The 17,725-nt window shown below is 53.4% G+C and carries 20 protein-coding genes and 2 pseudogenes; 15 read left to right on the top strand and 7 right to left on the bottom strand.

The features are described from left to right. The first annotated feature begins 10 nt into the window (after positions 1-10). The 7 genes from LIW51_RS19175 to LIW51_RS19145 all read left to right on the top strand — a co-directional run bounded on the left by LIW51_RS19175 (position 11) and on the right by LIW51_RS19145 (position 5,370). A complete protein-coding gene (locus tag LIW51_RS19175) occupies positions 11-610 on the top strand; it encodes a winged helix-turn-helix transcriptional regulator (protein ID WP_227378047.1) in 600 nt (199 codons plus the stop codon). Positions 611-764: 154 nt separating this feature from the next. Further along, positions 765-1,583 (top strand): DUF8832 domain-containing protein, encoded by an 819-nt coding sequence (locus LIW51_RS19170; protein WP_227378046.1) that lies wholly within the window; start codon positions 765-767, stop codon positions 1,581-1,583. A gap of 25 nt (positions 1,584-1,608) precedes the next feature. Then, the gene (locus LIW51_RS19165; RefSeq protein ID WP_227378045.1) at positions 1,609-2,073 is read left to right on the top strand and encodes a VOC family protein; all 465 of its coding nucleotides are present in this window, start codon (positions 1,609-1,611) and stop codon (positions 2,071-2,073) included. A 432-nt stretch (positions 2,074-2,505) separates the two neighbouring features. Further along, complete coding sequence (locus LIW51_RS19160; protein WP_227378044.1) at positions 2,506-3,423, top strand: ZIP family metal transporter; 918 nt, start codon at positions 2,506-2,508, stop codon at positions 3,421-3,423. Between the two features lie 346 nt (positions 3,424-3,769). Continuing rightward, a complete protein-coding gene (locus LIW51_RS19155) occupies positions 3,770-4,132 on the top strand; it encodes a DsrE family protein (protein ID WP_227378043.1) in 363 nt (120 codons plus the stop codon). A gap of 266 nt (positions 4,133-4,398) precedes the next feature. After that, entirely contained in the window at positions 4,399-4,920 is a 522-nt protein-coding gene (locus LIW51_RS19150) for a DUF7342 family protein (protein WP_227378042.1), read from the top strand. A 6-nt stretch (positions 4,921-4,926) separates the two neighbouring features. Beyond that, a complete protein-coding gene (locus tag LIW51_RS19145; protein WP_227378041.1) occupies positions 4,927-5,370 on the top strand; it encodes a hypothetical protein in 444 nt (147 codons plus the stop codon). Positions 5,371-5,637: 267 nt separating this feature from the next. Here the strand turns inward: LIW51_RS19145 and LIW51_RS19140 are convergent, their stop codons facing one another. Beyond that, positions 5,638-6,429, bottom strand: a complete 792-nt coding sequence (locus tag LIW51_RS19140) for a TrmB family transcriptional regulator (protein WP_227378040.1) — start codon at positions 6,427-6,429, stop codon at positions 5,638-5,640. 520 nt (positions 6,430-6,949) lie between these two features. Between LIW51_RS19140 and LIW51_RS19135 the strand changes: the two genes are divergently transcribed. From LIW51_RS19135 to LIW51_RS19110, 6 genes and pseudogenes are all read left to right on the top strand, one after another. Further along, positions 6,950-7,495, top strand: coding sequence for a hypothetical protein (locus LIW51_RS19135; RefSeq protein ID WP_227378039.1), 546 nt, complete (start codon positions 6,950-6,952; stop codon positions 7,493-7,495). A gap of 96 nt (positions 7,496-7,591) precedes the next feature. Next, positions 7,592-8,008: pseudogene (locus LIW51_RS19130) on the top strand (arsenic resistance protein); the annotation flags it as partial. A 15-nt stretch (positions 8,009-8,023) separates the two neighbouring features. After that, positions 8,024-8,472: pseudogene (locus LIW51_RS19125) on the top strand (low molecular weight phosphatase family protein). A gap of 604 nt (positions 8,473-9,076) precedes the next feature. Further along, entirely contained in the window at positions 9,077-9,460 is a 384-nt protein-coding gene (locus LIW51_RS19120) for an ArsR/SmtB family transcription factor (protein ID WP_227378038.1), read from the top strand. A gap of 1 nt (position 9,461) precedes the next feature. Further along, a complete protein-coding gene (locus LIW51_RS19115) occupies positions 9,462-10,421 on the top strand; it encodes a permease (RefSeq protein ID WP_227378037.1) in 960 nt (319 codons plus the stop codon). 190 nt (positions 10,422-10,611) lie between these two features. Further along, positions 10,612-11,406, top strand: a complete 795-nt coding sequence (locus tag LIW51_RS19110; RefSeq protein ID WP_227378036.1) for an SDR family oxidoreductase — start codon at positions 10,612-10,614, stop codon at positions 11,404-11,406. Positions 11,407-11,934: 528 nt separating this feature from the next. On the opposite strand, the gene LIW51_RS19105 is transcribed toward LIW51_RS19110, so the two are convergent. Continuing rightward, the gene (locus LIW51_RS19105; RefSeq protein ID WP_227378035.1) at positions 11,935-12,453 is read right to left on the bottom strand and encodes a hypothetical protein; all 519 of its coding nucleotides are present in this window, start codon (positions 12,451-12,453) and stop codon (positions 11,935-11,937) included. Positions 12,454-12,733: 280 nt separating this feature from the next. Between LIW51_RS19105 and LIW51_RS19100 the strand changes: the two genes are divergently transcribed. After that, complete coding sequence (locus LIW51_RS19100) at positions 12,734-13,351, top strand: class I SAM-dependent methyltransferase (RefSeq protein ID WP_227378034.1); 618 nt, start codon at positions 12,734-12,736, stop codon at positions 13,349-13,351. 661 nt (positions 13,352-14,012) lie between these two features. Here the strand turns inward: LIW51_RS19100 and LIW51_RS39265 are convergent. From LIW51_RS39265 to LIW51_RS19085, 3 genes are all read right to left on the bottom strand, one after another. Beyond that, positions 14,013-14,402: a class II glutamine amidotransferase gene (locus LIW51_RS39265; RefSeq protein ID WP_227378281.1), complete on the bottom strand. Its 390-nt coding sequence runs from the start codon at positions 14,400-14,402 to the stop codon at positions 14,013-14,015. Positions 14,403-14,490: 88 nt separating this feature from the next. Further along, a complete protein-coding gene (locus tag LIW51_RS19090) occupies positions 14,491-15,138 on the bottom strand; it encodes a class I SAM-dependent methyltransferase (protein ID WP_227378280.1) in 648 nt (215 codons plus the stop codon). A 2-nt stretch (positions 15,139-15,140) separates the two neighbouring features. Then, complete coding sequence (locus LIW51_RS19085) at positions 15,141-16,088, bottom strand: NAD(P)/FAD-dependent oxidoreductase (protein WP_227378033.1); 948 nt, start codon at positions 16,086-16,088, stop codon at positions 15,141-15,143. Between the two features lie 220 nt (positions 16,089-16,308). Here LIW51_RS19085 and LIW51_RS19080 point away from each other — a divergent pair, with 220 nt between their 5' ends. Then, the gene (locus LIW51_RS19080; protein WP_227378032.1) at positions 16,309-16,707 is read left to right on the top strand and encodes a helix-turn-helix domain-containing protein; all 399 of its coding nucleotides are present in this window, start codon (positions 16,309-16,311) and stop codon (positions 16,705-16,707) included. A gap of 26 nt (positions 16,708-16,733) precedes the next feature. Here LIW51_RS19080 and LIW51_RS19075 read toward each other — a convergent pair whose 3' ends face one another. Together LIW51_RS19075 and LIW51_RS19070 are read right to left on the bottom strand one after the other, a co-directional pair. Beyond that, complete coding sequence (locus LIW51_RS19075; protein WP_227378031.1) at positions 16,734-17,372, bottom strand: class I SAM-dependent methyltransferase; 639 nt, start codon at positions 17,370-17,372, stop codon at positions 16,734-16,736. Then, the gene (locus tag LIW51_RS19070) at positions 17,365-17,640 is read right to left on the bottom strand and encodes a hypothetical protein (protein WP_227378030.1); all 276 of its coding nucleotides are present in this window, start codon (positions 17,638-17,640) and stop codon (positions 17,365-17,367) included. The genes LIW51_RS19075 and LIW51_RS19070 overlap by 8 nt, the downstream gene beginning before the upstream one ends. Positions 17,641-17,725 lie beyond the last annotated feature (85 nt).

Raw genomic sequence — 17,725 nt, 5'->3', positions numbered from 1 at the left:
TAAGTAGAGTATGCGTACCCTGGACGAGATAGACTTTGAAATCCTTCGGCTCTTAACCGAAGATGCACGCCGACCGTACCGCGAAATCGCCGAGGCCGTCGACCTCAGTTCCCCCTCGGTGTCCGATCGCGTCAGCCGACTCCAAGAACTGGGCATCATCCAACGGTTCACTCTTGATCTCGACCGCTCGAAACTGCGCAGTGGTGTTCCTATCCTCGTCGAACTCTCTATCCGACCCGACGCCGTCGAGGAAATTCGCGATACACTGGCTCTCACAGACGGGGTCGAACACGTATTCATGGCCTCTGACCCGCGCGTGTTCTTCCAGTCCCGTCTCCCGAAAGCAGACGTCCGGACGTTCCTCACGGACACGTTCGAGCCTGAAGTGCTAGAAGCGATTACTGACTATGAGGTTGTAGTGCTCACGAGTGCCGACTGGACGCCGCAGGTCGAAGGGACGGATCTCGCGATTACGTGTGCACAATGTGGGAATGAGGTCAGTGATGACGGAGAAACGCTTCGACTCGACGGAGATCTGTATCACCTCTGCTGTCCATCCTGTAAAGATCAGTTCGAGGCACGGTACGAAACACTCAGCGCCAACGCCTGATAGATTGGTCGCTTCCACCTATTAGCAAGCAGCGGCGCAAAAAGAACGTAATAGAGGGCTCCGTCGCGAGCCTTAAATTGGAAGCCTTCCACGAGTCAGATGCTTCTAATCGTAAGCGAAAATCGGTAAGCGATTCCAACACAATGTATTAGTCATGGACAATGGAGATCACGGCCAATCCGAGAACGAGGCAACAGGGGAGCACAGCCATGGGCGGGAAGGAGATGTACATACTCGCGGATACACCGACCATGGCAGTCACGCGCTGCCTGGCGGATTATCGATTGCCGCTGATGGCCTCCGTCTCGTTCCGTCGGATATCCGCTTTGAACCTGGCGTCGAACGGACGTGGACATATCTGATCCGTGATTATAACGGGAACGTCGTTACCGAGTTCGAAGAGACTCATGACGAGCTAAGCCACTTGATTCTCGTTCGACGTGACCTCACACGCTTCCAACACCTCCATCCCGAGATGGCTACGGACGGCACTTGGTCTCAACAGCTTACGCTCCCAGATCCGGGCGTATATCGAGCATTCGTGGACATCCTCGTCGACGGTCAACCGACGACGCTCGGCGTTGATCTCTTTGCACCAGGGCGTGTTGAACTCGGTCCACGCCCAGACTCGACCCGAGAAGCGACGACTGATGGGTACCACGTGACGCTTAGTCCTGAAGAGATTCAGGCCGGTGAGGCCGTCGTTCTCGAGTTCGAAATCCAGGTGGAAGGCGAGCGGGTTGCTCAGTTAGACGAGTACCTCGGTGCACTCGGACACCTCGTCGCCCTTCGCGAGGGCGATCTTGCATACGTGCACGTTCACCCTGAAGAAACAGATCCTGGTAGCGGGAGGATACGGTTCAACGCAAAATTCCCCACATCAGGACGATACCGCCTCTTTTTACAAGCGAAGCCCGACGGGAGCCTGATTACAACGTCATTCGATGTGCGTCTCGACGACCCGAATTCATAAGCCTGTAAGTAGAACTCAGAGTGAAATGACTGACTCGGATATTCCCCGCGCTCATCTCGTCGGCATCAACCACGTCGCACTCGAAGTCGATGACATTGAGGCTGCGCTCGACTTCTATGGCTCGATTTTCGAGTTCGAACTCCGCGGGCAGACGGAGGCGGCGGCCTTCCTCGATATGGGCGATCAATTCCTCGCTGTCACAGAAACCGATGAGTCCTCCAATAACGGTGATGACCACCGCCACTTCGGTCTCGTCGTCGACGATCCGACCACCGTCGAGCGCCGACTTGAGGAACTCGATGTCGAATGGCTCTCGATCCAAGGACTTGACTTCCGCGATCCCTGGGGGAATCGGGTTCAAATTGTTGGGTATGAGGAGATCCAGTTCACGAAGGCAGACCACATCCTTGAGGCGATGGAGCTCTCGGATCTTGAAAAGTCCGAGGCCGCTATCGCTGAACTTTCCGAAAAGGGAATGGCGCCTGAGTAATCACCGTACTCACAACCGACTAAATATCCTGACGGATACATCCAGTATATCTGCCCAGTGCTCCTCACCTTCAATATCGTGATTCCTATAGAGATTTCTGTCTCGAACTATTCGGTAGCACAATCACCGGCAGTTTATCTGCCACGAAATAATAGCATAAATATAAGCGGATTCGTATAGACATTAATGAACGCTACTGGCAATTTAATTCAGCTACGTTGAGACGAAAACGTAACTAATTGAGTTACTAGCTCAGCGTCGATTTCTACTAGCCAAATTAAAGTATTAGGCGAATCTAAACAAGATATGGAAGTACTGTCTACCTACTGTGGTCGAGACAACCAGGGATTACATTGCTCATGACGATGATTCGATTGTATAGCCGTACTCACCGTTGTACCGCAGATATTCAGAACTGCTGGAGGATATTGAATGTCAGTTGAAGAGCTGTTCGTAGACGTTGTCGGAACGGATCCAGTCGTCCAGGGGCTGGCTGGTGGACTGATCATTGCATTTCTCAATTTTATTGGCGCATCAGTTGTTCTCGTGTGGCGGAATCCGACCGAGAAGTGGCTTGATGCTGCGCTCGGATTCGCTGCGGGGGTCATGCTCTCAGCGAGTTTCACCAGTTTACTTCTCCCTGGCATCGAGTTCGCGTCGAAGCCAGGGTACAGGGCTCTCCACCTTGGCGGCGTCGCGCTAGCAGGTATTGTCCCCGTACTTATTGGATTCTTTCTCGGTGTTGCAGTTCTTGACCGTGGTGAACGGTGGGTTCAGTATGTTGGTCCGATGATTAGCAACCGGCTTGTTCCCGACGAAACGCAGACTGACGGTGGGGAAGACGGGCACGGCCACACCCACTTCGCTGGATCGGCAACCACCAGCTCAGGTGCGCTGAATGCCCGTCTCATGTCCGTCTTGTTATTCACTGTTGCCATCACGCTCCACAATATGCCAGAGGGGCTTGCGGTCGGCGTTGGCTTTGGCAGTGGCGATGTTTCGGGAGGTATTGCGCTCATGCTCGCGATTGGAGTTCAGAACATTCCCGAAGGACTCGCAGTTTCGGTTGCGGCGATTAACGCTGGTCTCGGCCGCCGCTGGTATGCAGCGGTCGCAGGCATCCGTGCTGGGCTCGTCGAAATTCCACTGGCACTCTTCGGCGCGTGGGCTGTCACCGTTGCCGCCCCTCTGCTGCCGTACGCGATGGGCTTCGCGGCTGGCGGGATGCTCTATGTGATTGGTGACGAAATTGTGCCTGCAACGCACTCGCGGGGCTATGAACGAGTCGCAACGCTTGGATTAATGATCGGTGCGGCACTGATGCTCACGCTCGACGTAGTGCTCGCATAGCCCTGGTTACCGCTAAACTACTCGTTGTTATTCTCCTTAGGAATGGAGGATGTCTGAGAATGTTTCTCACGTCTATAGTCATTGTGCTGTTGACCGAAGCTCGTGCAGAGAGCCATGCCACTGGAATCGGAACCGATCGAATTCGTAGAGCAGGCCGAGCTGAGGCCGATCACTGCGAACCGGATCTTTCTGGGGATTTTCCACGAAATCGAGGCGAAGTAGTCTGTGAAATCTTTCTCGTTCAATTTAGCAGTGCCACAACAAGTGGTATTGAGCTATTTTTAGTGGTGGTCAGTTGAGTTGATTCCTAACCTATAGTATACTATCACGCGATGGATCACACACTATGTTTATCATAACGACCATTGGGACAGAGAACGCGACGAAGACGGTACTGCCGTTCGTTGCCGCCAAAGGTGCGATGGCTCGTGGAGATTCCGTAGCGATATTCATGATGCAAGAGGCGACCCGCCTGGCAACTCAACCGGAAGACCAACTCAAAGAAATCAAAGCACCAGGATTGCCGACCGTCGCCGAGGTCCTTGCGGAGTTACAAGAAAACGATGCACTCGATGAATTCATCGTGTGTGAGCCCTGTGCCACAGCGCGGACTATCACCGCGGAAGATCTCGTAGAGTGGGCAGAACTCGGTCGTGCCTCTGATCTCGCCCGATTGACAGAAGAGCACGACACGACCATCACATTCTGAACCCTGATTAGAAAGTGTACAGCTAGTTGCTAAATCACACAGCGTAATGTGAACTGTCTCGAGGTTACGCCCCGAGGCACCTAGCCTGTTTTATTTATAGACACTGCTCAGAGGGTGCTATCTCTCCAAACTCACGCTCGGAGATAATCGCCACCTAGTGACCCGGTATGTTCGTTCCGAGAGTTGGAAATGATGGACTCTGTACTTGCTACTTTCTGTATTTCCAATGCAATGGATATATGTTCCAGAAGAGCGTAGTCATGAGTATGGCCGACTCTGACCGAGACGACGACCGTGCTCGCGCTTCAATGACGCGTGGGGAACGGATTCGCGCCGCTGCGCGTACGCTCCGAACGCCCCGTACTGCCTCATGGATAGCCGGCGAGACGGAGGTTTCGATAAAGACGGCTCAGAAATACCTCGACCAGCTCGTCGAGGACACAGTCCTCCGGAAGATCGAACAAGGTGACCAGACGCTTTACTGCGTCGACCAACTCATGGCGACCTATCGTGAAGTTGCCGCACTCCAGCGCGAACACGATCGCGAGGAACTCACCGCGTCTCTCGAATCGATGCGCACCAAAATCACGGATTGGAAGATGTCGTACGGCGTTGAGACCCCAGGTGAACTCCGGGCAAGCATCGCCGACCTCGACGATGCCAACGAGATCGAGGAGCGGCGCAACATTGCTAGCGAGTGGGAACATCTCGCCGACCGCATCCCAGTCGTCCGAGCAGCACTCAATGAGTATGACTGGGCCACCGATCGAGACTCGATCTTCGCATAACTACTGATGGGTCTTCCTGGAACGACCGATAGCTCAGTCTACGAGGGACTGAAGGACGTTCTGCAGCGACATCCCGTCATCACGACTGTCGCGTACGAACCGGACAGCATCGTCAAGCAGTTCCTTCGAGCGCAGATCGATCCCAGCCGTGTCGTGCCGCCGACCGGCCAAGAGTCACCAACACTTGACGTTGAATGGCGGTTTGTTGAGGGTGAGCCGTATTATCGCATCCACTACGCCGATTCAAATACAGGATTCAATTGTGGCTGGCATCGTGACGATGATCATCCCGATCTTGGGCCGGTTCACTTCCAGTACGATCACCCAGTGGTGGGCGAAAGTGACCATGAGCGAGCCCAATTCAAGAAGACAATTCCAACGGAGATTCTCTGGACTGCTCTCGATCGATTATTCGAGGAGCGAATTCCCACACTCACCGGCGAAGGGTGAACTATCTTTGCTTATTCATTGCCATGAGATGCTCGTTGAGGGTGGAATCCAAACGTCCTCACTCCTATCAATACCCTGTAAGCTCAACCTCCATAACCTCGGATGATGGGTTTGATGCGCGCCTTTGTTTTTTTCATAGGACTATGTATAATTATAAAATAACAGAATCTATCAAATCAGACGAATCATACTCTCTCAGAGACGACCGCTCAGGAAGACGGTCGAGTAGCTGCTGGCGCTGGACCGAAGCAACCGGCTAGGCGAGTGTCAATGACCGAGATTTTCGTCGATGAAGTGATCCATCATCGCGATAAACGTGGACGCGAAACCAGATCCCGAACTCCAGAAGGCGGTTTCCAGCTGGAGGCCGGGCAGTTCTTCGTCACCGAGCATACTGTGCAGGACCGTTTCGTGATCGACTAGAAGCATTCGCCCCATATGATCGCGTCTACCCATGTGTTCGCGTGGCTCCATCACCGTGATGGTGTCGTCCGCAGCAAACTCGTTCCGAATGGCTGGTGAAAAGGTGAGCACGAGCACGTCCACATCTGTGCGAGAACGGTCACGAAGTCCCTGCACGATCTGAGACGTAAGCAATGCTTCGTCCTGGACGCCGAACACGATCCGGGACGTCGCCTCCTCGATCAACTGTACGATACGCTCGGAAACCGCCTCCTGTCCCCGGAGGGTCCACATATCCTCTCGTTCCTCGTCTGGACCATCCCGCTGGGCCGCCAGCCCTTCGAGGTGGTCCGCAACCAGTTCGATGTCCTCGTCAAATGTCCGCCGTAGAAGTGCCGCAGTTTCGTCGGGCGAGACGGGCTGAAACTGCTTTGGATTCGCTTGTTGGATGTTGATGAGTCCCCGCTGTTCCAACCCCTCAATTGCACTGTACACCTGTGGCCGGGACACGTCGGTGACGCGGCTCACGTCGCGCGCGGTTGCAGTGCCGAGTCTGTGGAGGCCGACGAGCACCTTCGCCTCGGTTGTCCCGAAGTCCAGCCGGTGTAAGGCATTGCGGACAGCTGACTCATCCGATTTGGTGTGATCATTGCTCATCTGTCATTCCCCCGAAGCGCCCCACTGAGCAGTATCCATCGATACCTCGACACTACTAACCTAGGTATCGTATCTCTCGTTATCATTGTTAGGAGTTTTCTTACAACGCTACTGTAATAGGTATTCCGAAAACTCTATTGGCTGCTGTGTTAGAATAGAGATTACAACACCATGACCACGCACTCACAACCAGTCCACCGTCCGATCAAGAATAGTGCGGAGAACAGGCCTACACGAATGCCCACGCTCAGCACGCGAGGAAGATAATGGCCCACTCCGATTCCGAAACACCGCCTGGCATGCCACGTTGGGTGAAGATATTTATGCTCATTGTCATCCTTCTGATTCTGCTTGTTATCGTCATTATGCTCGCTGTCGGTGGTAACCACGGACCTGGGCGTCACGCACCTGGGATGCTAACTGGGTTCGCCCTGTTGGCCTTCCGTTACGGTTCTAGGTGCCAGTCACCCGGGGGCAATACAGTGGCCAATGACGATAGACAGTCCGAAGATTACCCCTGATGACCTATACGATGTCTCAGCGCGTCCGCAAGTTCGCGCTCACCACGCATATCACGGTCTCGGTCGGCTGGATCGGCGCAGTCGCTGCCTACCTCGCACTCGACGTTACCATTGTGACCAGCCAGGATGTACAGACGTTGCGTGCCACCTATCTCGCAATGGAGTTGATCGCGTGGTACGTCATCGTCCCGTTGGCCCTCGCCTCGCTGTTGACCGGGCTTGTCATGGCGCTGGGCACTCGGTGGGGCTTATTCCGCCACTATTGGGTTCTCATCTCATTCCTGCTGACCGTCCTTGCTGTTGTTGTCTTGCTGGTGGAAACGCAGACGATCAGCCAATTGGCGAACAAAGCAACAGATCCGACAACGTCCAGTACCGAGCTCCGCGCACTGCCGAGTACACTGCTCCATTCCGGTGGCGGTCTTGTGGTGTTGCTCATGATCCTGGTGCTGAATGTGTACAAGCCGCCGGGTCTGACCCCATATGGATGGCGTAAGCTCCAAGACCAGCGGACGGAGTCGCGGCCGTCAGGTAGGTCGAATTGATGGCCTCGCTTCGCCCTTCGCTCTCAGAGTTCGCCAGTCTCCTCTACTCAATGCGGTGAGCGGTTGATCTGCTCATTAGAGTGTGTTGATTGGCATTTGGTGGCGCTGCTGTTTACCATCATCGTGATGTTCGCCACGCAGGGCGAGAACATCGTCGCCGCACCGGCGGACGTCCTGTTGATCGCCGTCCCGCTGACGATCTACTTCGTGGTGATGTTCTTTGTGAGCTTCGGTATGGGGCGCGGTATCGGTGCAGACTACTCGACGACGACTGCGATCGGGTTCACGGCGGCCTCGAACAACTTCGAGCTAGCAATTGCGGTCGCTGTTGCGGTGTTCGGTGTCGGCTCCGGAGTCGCCTTCGCGACCGTCATTGGCCCGCTCATCGAAGTGCCGGTCTTACTCGCGCTGGTCAATGTCGCCCTCTACTTCCAGCAGAAACTCGACTGGGCTGGCTCCGAAACGCGACATTCCGAACCATCTGCTCCTGAGCCGACCACGAACGGCGACTAATCAATATCAAAACCAATGTCTACCACTACTGATTCGGTTGATCTGATTCGTATCGCCTTCATGTGCATCCAAAACGCTGGCCGCTCGCAGATGTCCACGGCGTTCGCAGAACGAGAACGCGCCCGCCGCGGTCTTGACGACCAGATTCGAATTCTGACTGGTGGGACGCATCCGGCCGACCACGTCCACGAGGAAGTGATCGAGGTAATGGATGAAGCAGGGGTCGATCTCTCTGATCGAACACCGCGTGAAATCACGATCGACGAACTCCAGTCGTATGATTACGTTGCGACAATGGGATGTTCGACGCTGGATGTCGACGAGGTTGGAGTGATGTCGATGTGCGCGACTGGGCGTTGGACGATCCTGATGGAGAGGATTTGGAGCGAGTCCGCGAGATCCGTGATGAGATTGAAGGACGCGTCACGGCGTTGTTCGTCGAGATCGAAGAGGGATCGCTCTAACATGCTCGACAGTGCAGACATGATACAATGACGGACGATCGTCCCGCCTCAGAGTCGTTGCATGCGACTCCTTACCAGCGCTCACCAGCCCACTGGGCCACATTGTTCGCTGGGGCGTGGCTAGTCGGCTGGGTAGCATTCCTCGGGTATCGTGGGACGCCGCTTGTGCCTGCCCTGACCCAAGCAATCCCGATGGCACTAGCGCTTTGCGGTCTTGCGTATGTTCTCAGACGCCGAAGATAAACGGCGTACTGAGACTAATGGAGATGTGATAGTATACTTCTACGACGAGACCTACGGTCGGTAATTCTTTTCTCTTTGAGCATGACATTTCTGAGTCGTAGTTCTCGGGTGCTTTGTTCGGTCCTGGCGGCAGAGTTTGCGTCTAAGCCACCCATCGCAAGCTTCATATAGATTGTGAAAATACAATATGATGCGATGGCAAAGAACAGCATCGGTCGTATCTGGAATCAGATCGTGAATCGCTATGAAAAAGGTGAAGGGACAGACTGCTGCGAAACTACTCTCGAAGAGGTTTCAGCAAATCCATCGGAGGTTGAATCCGAGAGCTGCTGCGAGTAATATTGAATCGGAAAACTACGATATGACTGAAATAGACTTCCCACCCGACGAAGTCTACAACACCCTCGATCGGTTGTATGACAATCCGGAAGCGAAAATCGCCGCTTTGCAGGAGATCCAGCCGTCTGAGCGAGACGTTGCTGGTCAAAAAACCGTATTCAAAGCGCTTAGCAACGAGGATCGGCTCCGTGTTCTTGAGGTACTCCGTGAGGGCGAGTGTTGTGGCTGTGAATTACAGGTCATACTCGACGCACCTCAGTCCACCGTTGCCACTCACCTCCGAAAACTGAAAGAGGCAGGGCTGGTCAAATCCCGAAAGAAAGGCAAGTGGAGTTTCTACCGAATCGCCGATACCGCAGTATTCGAACTACTTGATCTCGCCCGTGCTATCCAGGAGGACGCCTGAGGTGCTTCCAACCGGTCTCGGGAGTGGTCTCCTCGATTCGGTGGAGTACTTCGTCCACCTTGCCATTGTTCTCGTCCCCCTGTTCCTCGGCGCATCGTTCCTCGTAGGATTGACAGGGGAATATCTACCACCGGAAACGATCGAGCGAACACTTCGCAGCTACGATGAAGGCACTGGCAACGTGGCCGCTGCTGGATTGGGTGCAGTGACGCCGTTTTGCTCGTGCTCGACCGTACCTGTGCTGGCCGGATTGCTTCAAGCGGGTGCACCTCTCGGGCTTGCGTTCTCCTTTCTCCTCGCTTCACCGCTCGTCAACGAGATCGCTGTGTTGTTGCTTCTCGGGTTGTTTGGCATCGAAGTGACTGTCTGGTACGTCGTTATGACGTTCATGGCTGCCATCGTCGGTGGGCTCGTCATCGGCCGGTTGGGAGTAGACGCGCACGTCAAGAATGTCCGTATCGTGAATAATACCAACCAAGCCGCTGTAGCGGACGGAGGCACAGGCGATCGCTATAGTGGGAAGACAACGTCCACAGAGCAGACCCACAGACAGCACTTTGAGACGGCGACGAGTGACGCATGGGCGTTCTTCGTCGACACCTTTCCGTATCTAGTGCTTGGCATGGTAATTGGGGCACTTATCCATGGAGTTGTTCCCGTTGACGTGCTACAGACCGTGCTCGGCCCGGAGAATCCACTCGCTATCCCGCTGGCAGCCTTGGCCGGAGCGCCTGTCTACGTCAGTCTCAGCGGGATGCTTCCCATTGCGGCGTCTCTCAGCGAACAAGGAATCGCGATTGGCACCGTCCTCGCGTTTGTTATCGGCGGTGCAGGTGTGAGCATCCCGAACCTCATCCTCTTGAACAAACTTTTCGACCGTCGTCTATTGCTCGTCTACGCCGGGACTGTCGTCGCAATCGGTATCATCGTCGGTCTCGCATTCAATCTCTTCCTCGTTTAATCATCGAACAATGCAAAAACACGAGTTAACTCATGTCAATTCAAGAAACAAATCCGATCACACGGTACGAACCATCCAATGGAGGAGGACCAGTGATACCGGAGAGAACCCGTCGGTACAAACAGCACCGCACGCTCACTGCAATGGAATAGTAGTATAGTGGCAATAATCCAAAATAAATACCTTACTCATGAACAAATTTAACGAGAAATACATACAAACGGACGGCGGTGCACAGACAACGAATACACTCAACGAAGATGTCGCTATCGTGACTGGCTCGTCACGCGGTATCGGTCGCGCAATCGCCGAGCAACTCGCCACCGACGGTGCTTCGGTTCTGGTAAACTACGTCACGAACGAAGAAGCAAGGAGAGACACTATCGACGTAATTGAAGCCGACGGCGGCGAGGCAATCGCCGTGAAGGGAGACGTAAGTAAGGCAGACGATGTCGAACGATTGTTCGACGAGGCCGAAGCTGCGTTTGGAACTGTGGATATCGTCATCAACGCTGCTGGGACATCTATTTGTGGATCTATTCAGGATTTCACCGAAGCGGACTTCGACCGGATGTTCGACGTGAACGCGAAGGGAACCTTCTTCGTTCTCCGAGAAGCAGCGAATCGTATCGCTGACGGTGGACGGATCGTGGATTTCTCGACGGTGGGAACGTCCAGAGGTGGCTCGGGAACCGGTCCCTATGCCGGCAGCAAAGCGGCTGGCGAACAAATGGTAATTGCACTTGCCGAAGAACTCGGCGAGCGCGACATCCGAGTGAATACGGTTTCACCCGGTGTCACTGACACCGATGGGCTCATCATGAGCGATGGGACAGTCAAGAGAATGGTGGAGCAGACACCACTTGGTCGTCGCGGTCAAGCAGACGATATCGCTGACATTGTCGCTTTTCTCGTAAATGACAATGCACGGTGGCTGACCGGCCAGAATATCCGCGCGACTGGCGGCTGGGAAGTCGGGTGGTGATCGTGGAATTGCCGATTCGGGCTTACGTTCGGTGGAGAGGATAATATCCATTGAGCAATTTACTGGTAGATGGAGTGATTCATACCCATCTCTGAATGTCTTCTGAATCCGTCATGGCTCTCGTAAGTAGGATCGACCTTCAAACTCTAGTTTGAAACGGTTGCAGCTGGTAGGATCGGTCGAAATCGCGCATTCTGGGGCCTCTATACCTACTGTAGTCTCATCTCTCACGTTGCTCAGAAGTTGAGACTGGCGTTCTCAATGCATAGAGTTGGATGGCACAGACGCCTACCCTTATATCGTATTCGGCGTCGGTTGCAATAGAGCGTACGCGCCTACCTCAGCGAGCGCAAGAAGAAGCACTCCGATGACGACGGTCGTTCGAGTACGCATTGGTTGGTCGTAGCGGTTAAAGGCAGAAAAAGGCGTGTATGTCCTCTACCACCGTGATTGTATGTATTGGCTGGATATTGAAATTCAATCGAGAAAAGAATTCATAGAGGAGCTGCAACAGCACGTCGGACTTGATCAGCAGCCGTCTTTAGCCTGTTTCGACCCCCCATTCGTATTTCCGGCCTCTGCGCCGTCGTCCACTGTCTCGTCATTTTTGTCAGAGCCACTCATGGTCTGCGAACGTTGGGTTGGTTTGAATGTCCCGACAGCAACGTCATCTATTCCCGAATATCCATGTTCTCCACTCTCATCACGTTCCCAAACAAGTTTGGCTATTTGATCTGCACGCTTACAGTCAGCGAAGCCGGTCTCGGAAACTGGGAAATGCAACAAGAGGTCATCTGTCCCGTCATCATCAACATCGACAATGTTTCCGCCGAATGCTGGACAAGCTCCACTTCCAGAATCGATCACTTCTGATGTATCAAATCGGTAGCGAACGGCCTTATTTGCAGGATCAAATGCCTCGGTACTGAGAACGGCAACGAGCACATATCCACCAGATCCGGTAATAATTGGGTTAGTGTCACTTCCTGGTTCGACATCAATGTCCAGTTGTGGTAGAAAGTGTGCCTCTGCGATGGGTGACGTCATCGGAATCGCTGCTGTCCCGACAGCGAGCCCAATGCCGCCGGCGATAAATCGTCGTCGGTCGGTACTTCTCGTCTCCTCTGTTCTGAAATTCGGTATGATGCAATTTGTTGACCGTGTTATTTTCAATTCAATACGGTCAAACAATTCTATAGAGCATAATTAGTGATTCTGATACAAGACTCGGAATCAGACTTCTGAAGTCTATCAGCGACTTTGATCATTAGCATTTGTAACGCATGACGAAGATAGACCTTAACTCCCTGTCCGCGAAACAGTCTCTATGGATCCGACTGATAATCACCGCGTCTGGGCCGAACGCTCAGAAGAGTTTTCACCCGCGTACTATGCCCAAATCGGGACAAACGAGGTAAGTGAGACACTCGCCACTGTGGTTGAATATTATGCACGTAAGGATGCAGCGATCCTCGAAGTCGGCTGTAGCTCTGGCCGTCATCTTGCCCACCTCCGCGACAATGAATTCAAAAATCTCAATGGTATTGATATCAACGACGAGTCGTTCGATGTGATGGCCGACCAGTATCCGCAACTCGCTGCAACAGGAACGTTTCACACTGGTGCGATCGAAGATATAATCCCTGAATTTCCTGATGATGCATTCGATGTGATCTACTCGGTGGAAACTCTTCAACACATTCATCCCAAGAACACGTGGGTGTTTGAGGAATTGGCTCGCGTCACGAGTGATCTGCTTATAACCGCTGAGAATGAAGGGAACAGCCCTCAACGCGGTCGGACAGGCAAGGAAGTGAGCTATGTCCATGACGACTTCCCGCTCTATTATCGGAATTGGAAGCGAGTATTCTCTGACCTCGGCCTGATCCAAGTCGTGTGTGAACCAAGTAACCGTGATACCGTTCGTGTTTTTCGGGTCCTCTGATGACTTTGGAAGCACTTCTCTATCGTTGTCCGGAAACGTCTTCTAAATACTTGGGGTGCTCTTGTCCAACCTTTGGCGCTTGATGGTTTCCTGATGAAAGTCGGGGTTAACGGTGAGAGGGACTATGCACCCGTACTAACTCCTAGCAGGTGTATCGAGCTCATTTTGTCAGTGCTGATTCTGCTGACTAAGCAACTGACCTCATTCACAACCTCGGAGGATGGAAATAATGCGTGCCTTGTTTACAGTTCATGTCTATAAGAAATATTCAGCAGCGAGCGTGTGCGCGTAAGTGCTTCAATCAGCGAGGGCGTTTGGTGAGGTCCAGACAGTCATATCAGGACCAACCCCGACGGCCCCACCATGTTGGATTGGTGTCCACCTCAGAATTATGAGCAGGTTCGCTGGCTAGCAGAAAGTGATCAGTCGCTTCTTGCTCAACTGCCCACGACCTCTCCTGGTCCCCATGATTGATGGCAGGCGCGTGAACAAAGAGTGACTTTCCACCTTGGTGCCCAATGAGGGTGTTACCATCTGTGAGGACGAACGTTATATACGTTTCATCAGATGGACTATTGGTGTCGTCATGCATACCACCAGCCAGTTCAGCAACTCGATCCACGACGGAGCTGATACTTTCCCAAAGTGCTTGTGGACCGACTTAGCCTGCTTCTGTATCAAGAACACCTCCATCAGCCATCGCGGTCAGGAGTCGGAAAAATAGCACCTCGCTATCGGTGGTACCCACTATGTGGGAACGCAGAGAGGGTGCTATTTCGTCCAGTAATGTCGGTCGCAAGTCATCGAAACCGGTGATATTGCCATTGTGTGCGAAAACCCATCGACCGTATTGGAATGGATGAGTATTTGCAACGGTGTGGTCACCATGTGTCGCACGACGGACATGAGCGACAACACAACTCGATTCGATCTGATTTGAGAGAGCTGAATATACAGGGCTATCAGCAGCCATGTCTGGACTCTTGACGATCTGCGGAACGCCCTGAACATAGTGTGCGACACCCCATCCATGCGGGTTAACCTCGCTCAGCCGTCGAAGCGACCGGTGGCATCCAGCAACGATTCCTGGACTGGGCAGCTAACGGTGCTCCGCAACGCGAACATCCGACACATCGGTGTTATTGGTCTTCTTGAGGGTCGTAAACCGGTTCTTCACCACTTTGTTCGGCGACCAAGACGCCCACCTGGTCATGCACACGCTCGACTGCCGTGACCACGAATCCGACGTCAGTGAGTATGTCCACGAGCATCCCGACGGTAGCCCCATCGACTCCGTGGCCGAATAGTGGTTCTTCAGGGTCGGGCGATCCGAAGAACATCGCGTCACCGAGGACGAATCGACGGGGGCCGAGGTCGGCGATGGCCTCGATAGCCTCGCGTTTTTCTTCATCAGGGAGATGGTGCAGGGCAAAATTCGAAACAACAATGTCTACTTCGCCGTTATATTGTGGGTCGCGGAACTCACCACAGCCGAACTCGACGTTCTCGATACCGCTATCGGCGGCCTTCGACCGCGCCTGCTCTATCATTCCATTACTGATGTCGCGACCGACAACGTGGCCGGCATCCTCGGCCAGCGCGAGCGCGATTAAGCCTGTCCCTGTTCCAAGATCAAGAGTTACGTCGTCAGGACGAGGGTCGGCGTAATCGATGACGAGTGAGGCGCACGCATTGTAGATTGGCTTCGCCTCACTGTCGTGCTTGTCGTCGTAGTGGTGGGCTATCTGCGAGAAGTGGTTAGCGAGTTGCTCTTGTTTCTCGTGCATCATCACCACCTCTCCTCGAACGTTTCTCTAGAGAGTTCCAGGTTGACTGTTCCACCGACCATTGACCCGTCGGCAACCGCACACGGTATCGAAAGAGCCGACTCGCTCGAAGCGTCACCTGCGACGAAGAGCCCGTCAACCGACGTGAAGCCAGTTCCGTATTGTGACTGCGTAGTTTCGACGAGTCCGGATTCGTTTACCTGAAGACCGAGCTGGTTGACGAGGTTGCTGTGTTGTTGGGTCGGCGGGGCGTAAAAGAGGGCGTGACGGGATACGTTACGGCCATCCGCGAGTGAGATGCTTTCGAGGCCGTCGTCCGTGCCGTTGAGCGCAGTGATCGGCTCGCCTTCGATCTCGATCCCTCGCTCGACGAACTCCGACCGCGTTTCCTCATCGAAGACGTCCTGCCCATTGGTGAACACGACGAGGTCCGTACTCAGATTGTAGATGAGCTTCGTGTGTTCGAGTTGCTCTGGAGCCGTAACGAGGACTCCGAGCGGTTTATCACGAACCTCGTAGCCGTGACAGTAGGGGCAGTGATACACACCGTTGCCCCACAGTTCCTCGAACCCATCAGTATCTGGGAGCATGTCACTGACACCAGTCGCTAGTACGATTTTCCGACTCGTGACAGTCACGTCGGTATCGAGTGTACTCGTGAATCTGTCTTCGTCTCTGGTGATATCCGTCACCTGTGACTCTTGGAACTCGCACCCGTATTTCGCTACTTCCTCACGACCGAGGCGGCGGAGTTTTTGTGGGGGAATGCCGTCTCGCGTTAGATACCCATGGGCTTCGACTGCTGGCTCATTTCGGGGCTCGTTGTTATCACAGATCAATACGCTCCGGAGCGAGCGACCTAACTGGAGTGCGGCACTCAACCCTGCGGGACCGCCGCCGATAATGAGGACATCATAATCAGATCCATTACCGTCATCTGTTGTTTGCATACTAAGTGCAAGTAGGACTGCGATCATAAGCCTGTCGCTCCCGGCTTAAGGGTTGGTGGGTGAATCAGATTATCCTTTATAGCGGCATTCTGGTCGATTTTATCGACATTAGGAATCGTGCAATTCGAAATCGGTCGGTCAATGTTCCTTGTGATACTAACACAACAATTGCGGCAGGAGTGCAATACTTATATGGCGGTAGCACCAAGTACCGGTAACAATGCCAGAGGCCGTACTGAAACAGATCCATGCAGAACAGGACTGCGATGATCTGCTTGTGTGCATGCTTGGATTGAACAAGCTGGACAGAGGGGTGTTTAGGTTGTTAGTTGAGAGCGATGACCCGCTCACTGTGGACCATATCGCGAACTTTATCGATCGGGAACGAACGACCGCATACCGGTCGGTCAAACGATTGCAAGAAGCCGGAGTTGTGAAGAAAGAACAAGAGAGTTGTCAACACGGCGGCTATCACCACGTATACAGAGTCAATGACGCTGACGTGATTGCGGACGGACTCCAACGAATGCTCAACGAGTGGTACGCCAATACAGGCCAGCTGATCCAGGAGTTCCGAGATTCATATGGGGAGAGTCGACCACCGGAAATAGAATCGTAGCTTCCCCTTTTCAGGGTGCTCATAGATTATCGCTCCCGTCGACGGGCGTTGAATACCGTATCGTGAATGGTGACCTCGTTTCCGTCAGGATCTGTAGCGGAGCGTTCAAGCTTCCCTTCGATGATAATGCCCCAATCCTCAGAATCGAGTGATTCAGCCACATCAGATGCTGTGAAGTACATTTCCTTATTCGAGTTGCGCGGAATTGTGGTCTGGATGTCTGACTGATGGTGACTGACGATTAAGAGCGTGCCTCCGGGTGCGACGGCGTCAGCAAGCCGACGAAACATCGACTGACGTGACTCAACAGGGAACGGAGTGAACTGAGACGAAACGAGATCGTAGGATTGGGGTTCTGGCCCTTCCCATGTACGGAGGTCCTCGTGAATCCAATCGATTCGATTCGCTACGTCAGCACCGATTTCTGAAGCGCGTGATGCGCCACGTTCAAGCGCGACTGTGGAGATATCAACCGCTGTAACGTCCCAGCCCTGCTTAGCCAGCCAAATGGCATCCGCACCCTCACCACACCCGACATCGAGTGCTGTTCCAGGTTCGACCTTTTTAGCCTGGCTGACAAGTCTGGGGTTGGGATTGCCACTGAAAAGTTGGTCCTGAGCGCGGTATCGTTCATCCCAGAATTCTTCATCGGAATCGTCAGTCATGATTACCACCCTTCTCGAATACTCCACTGGAGAGTCCTGCACTAGCACCAGTTTCTGCTGGTCCACTATCGGCGATGAGTACATTGGATACCAGATCGCTACTGCCATCAATTGTTTGCACATTTATTGCAATGAGGATTGTATTTATAAGGCTATTGCTCTCGGAGAGGAATACCTCTATGGTGCTTTGAGACCAAAAAATAGGCTCAGAGCCGTATTTTCCTTTTGTAATGGATATTGCAGCCACACAAACGTATGCATCTAACATGCAATCATTATCAAACAGTAGTACTAAATACCGATAACAGTGCCAGACACCGTACATAAGCAACTCCGAGATGAGCGGGAGTGGA

It is taken from the genome of Haladaptatus halobius, from assembly GCF_020618475.1.
Taxonomy (GTDB): Archaea; Halobacteriota; Halobacteria; order Halobacteriales; family Haladaptataceae; genus Haladaptatus; species Haladaptatus halobius.
This window is presented reverse-complemented; position numbering and strand designations above follow the sequence as displayed.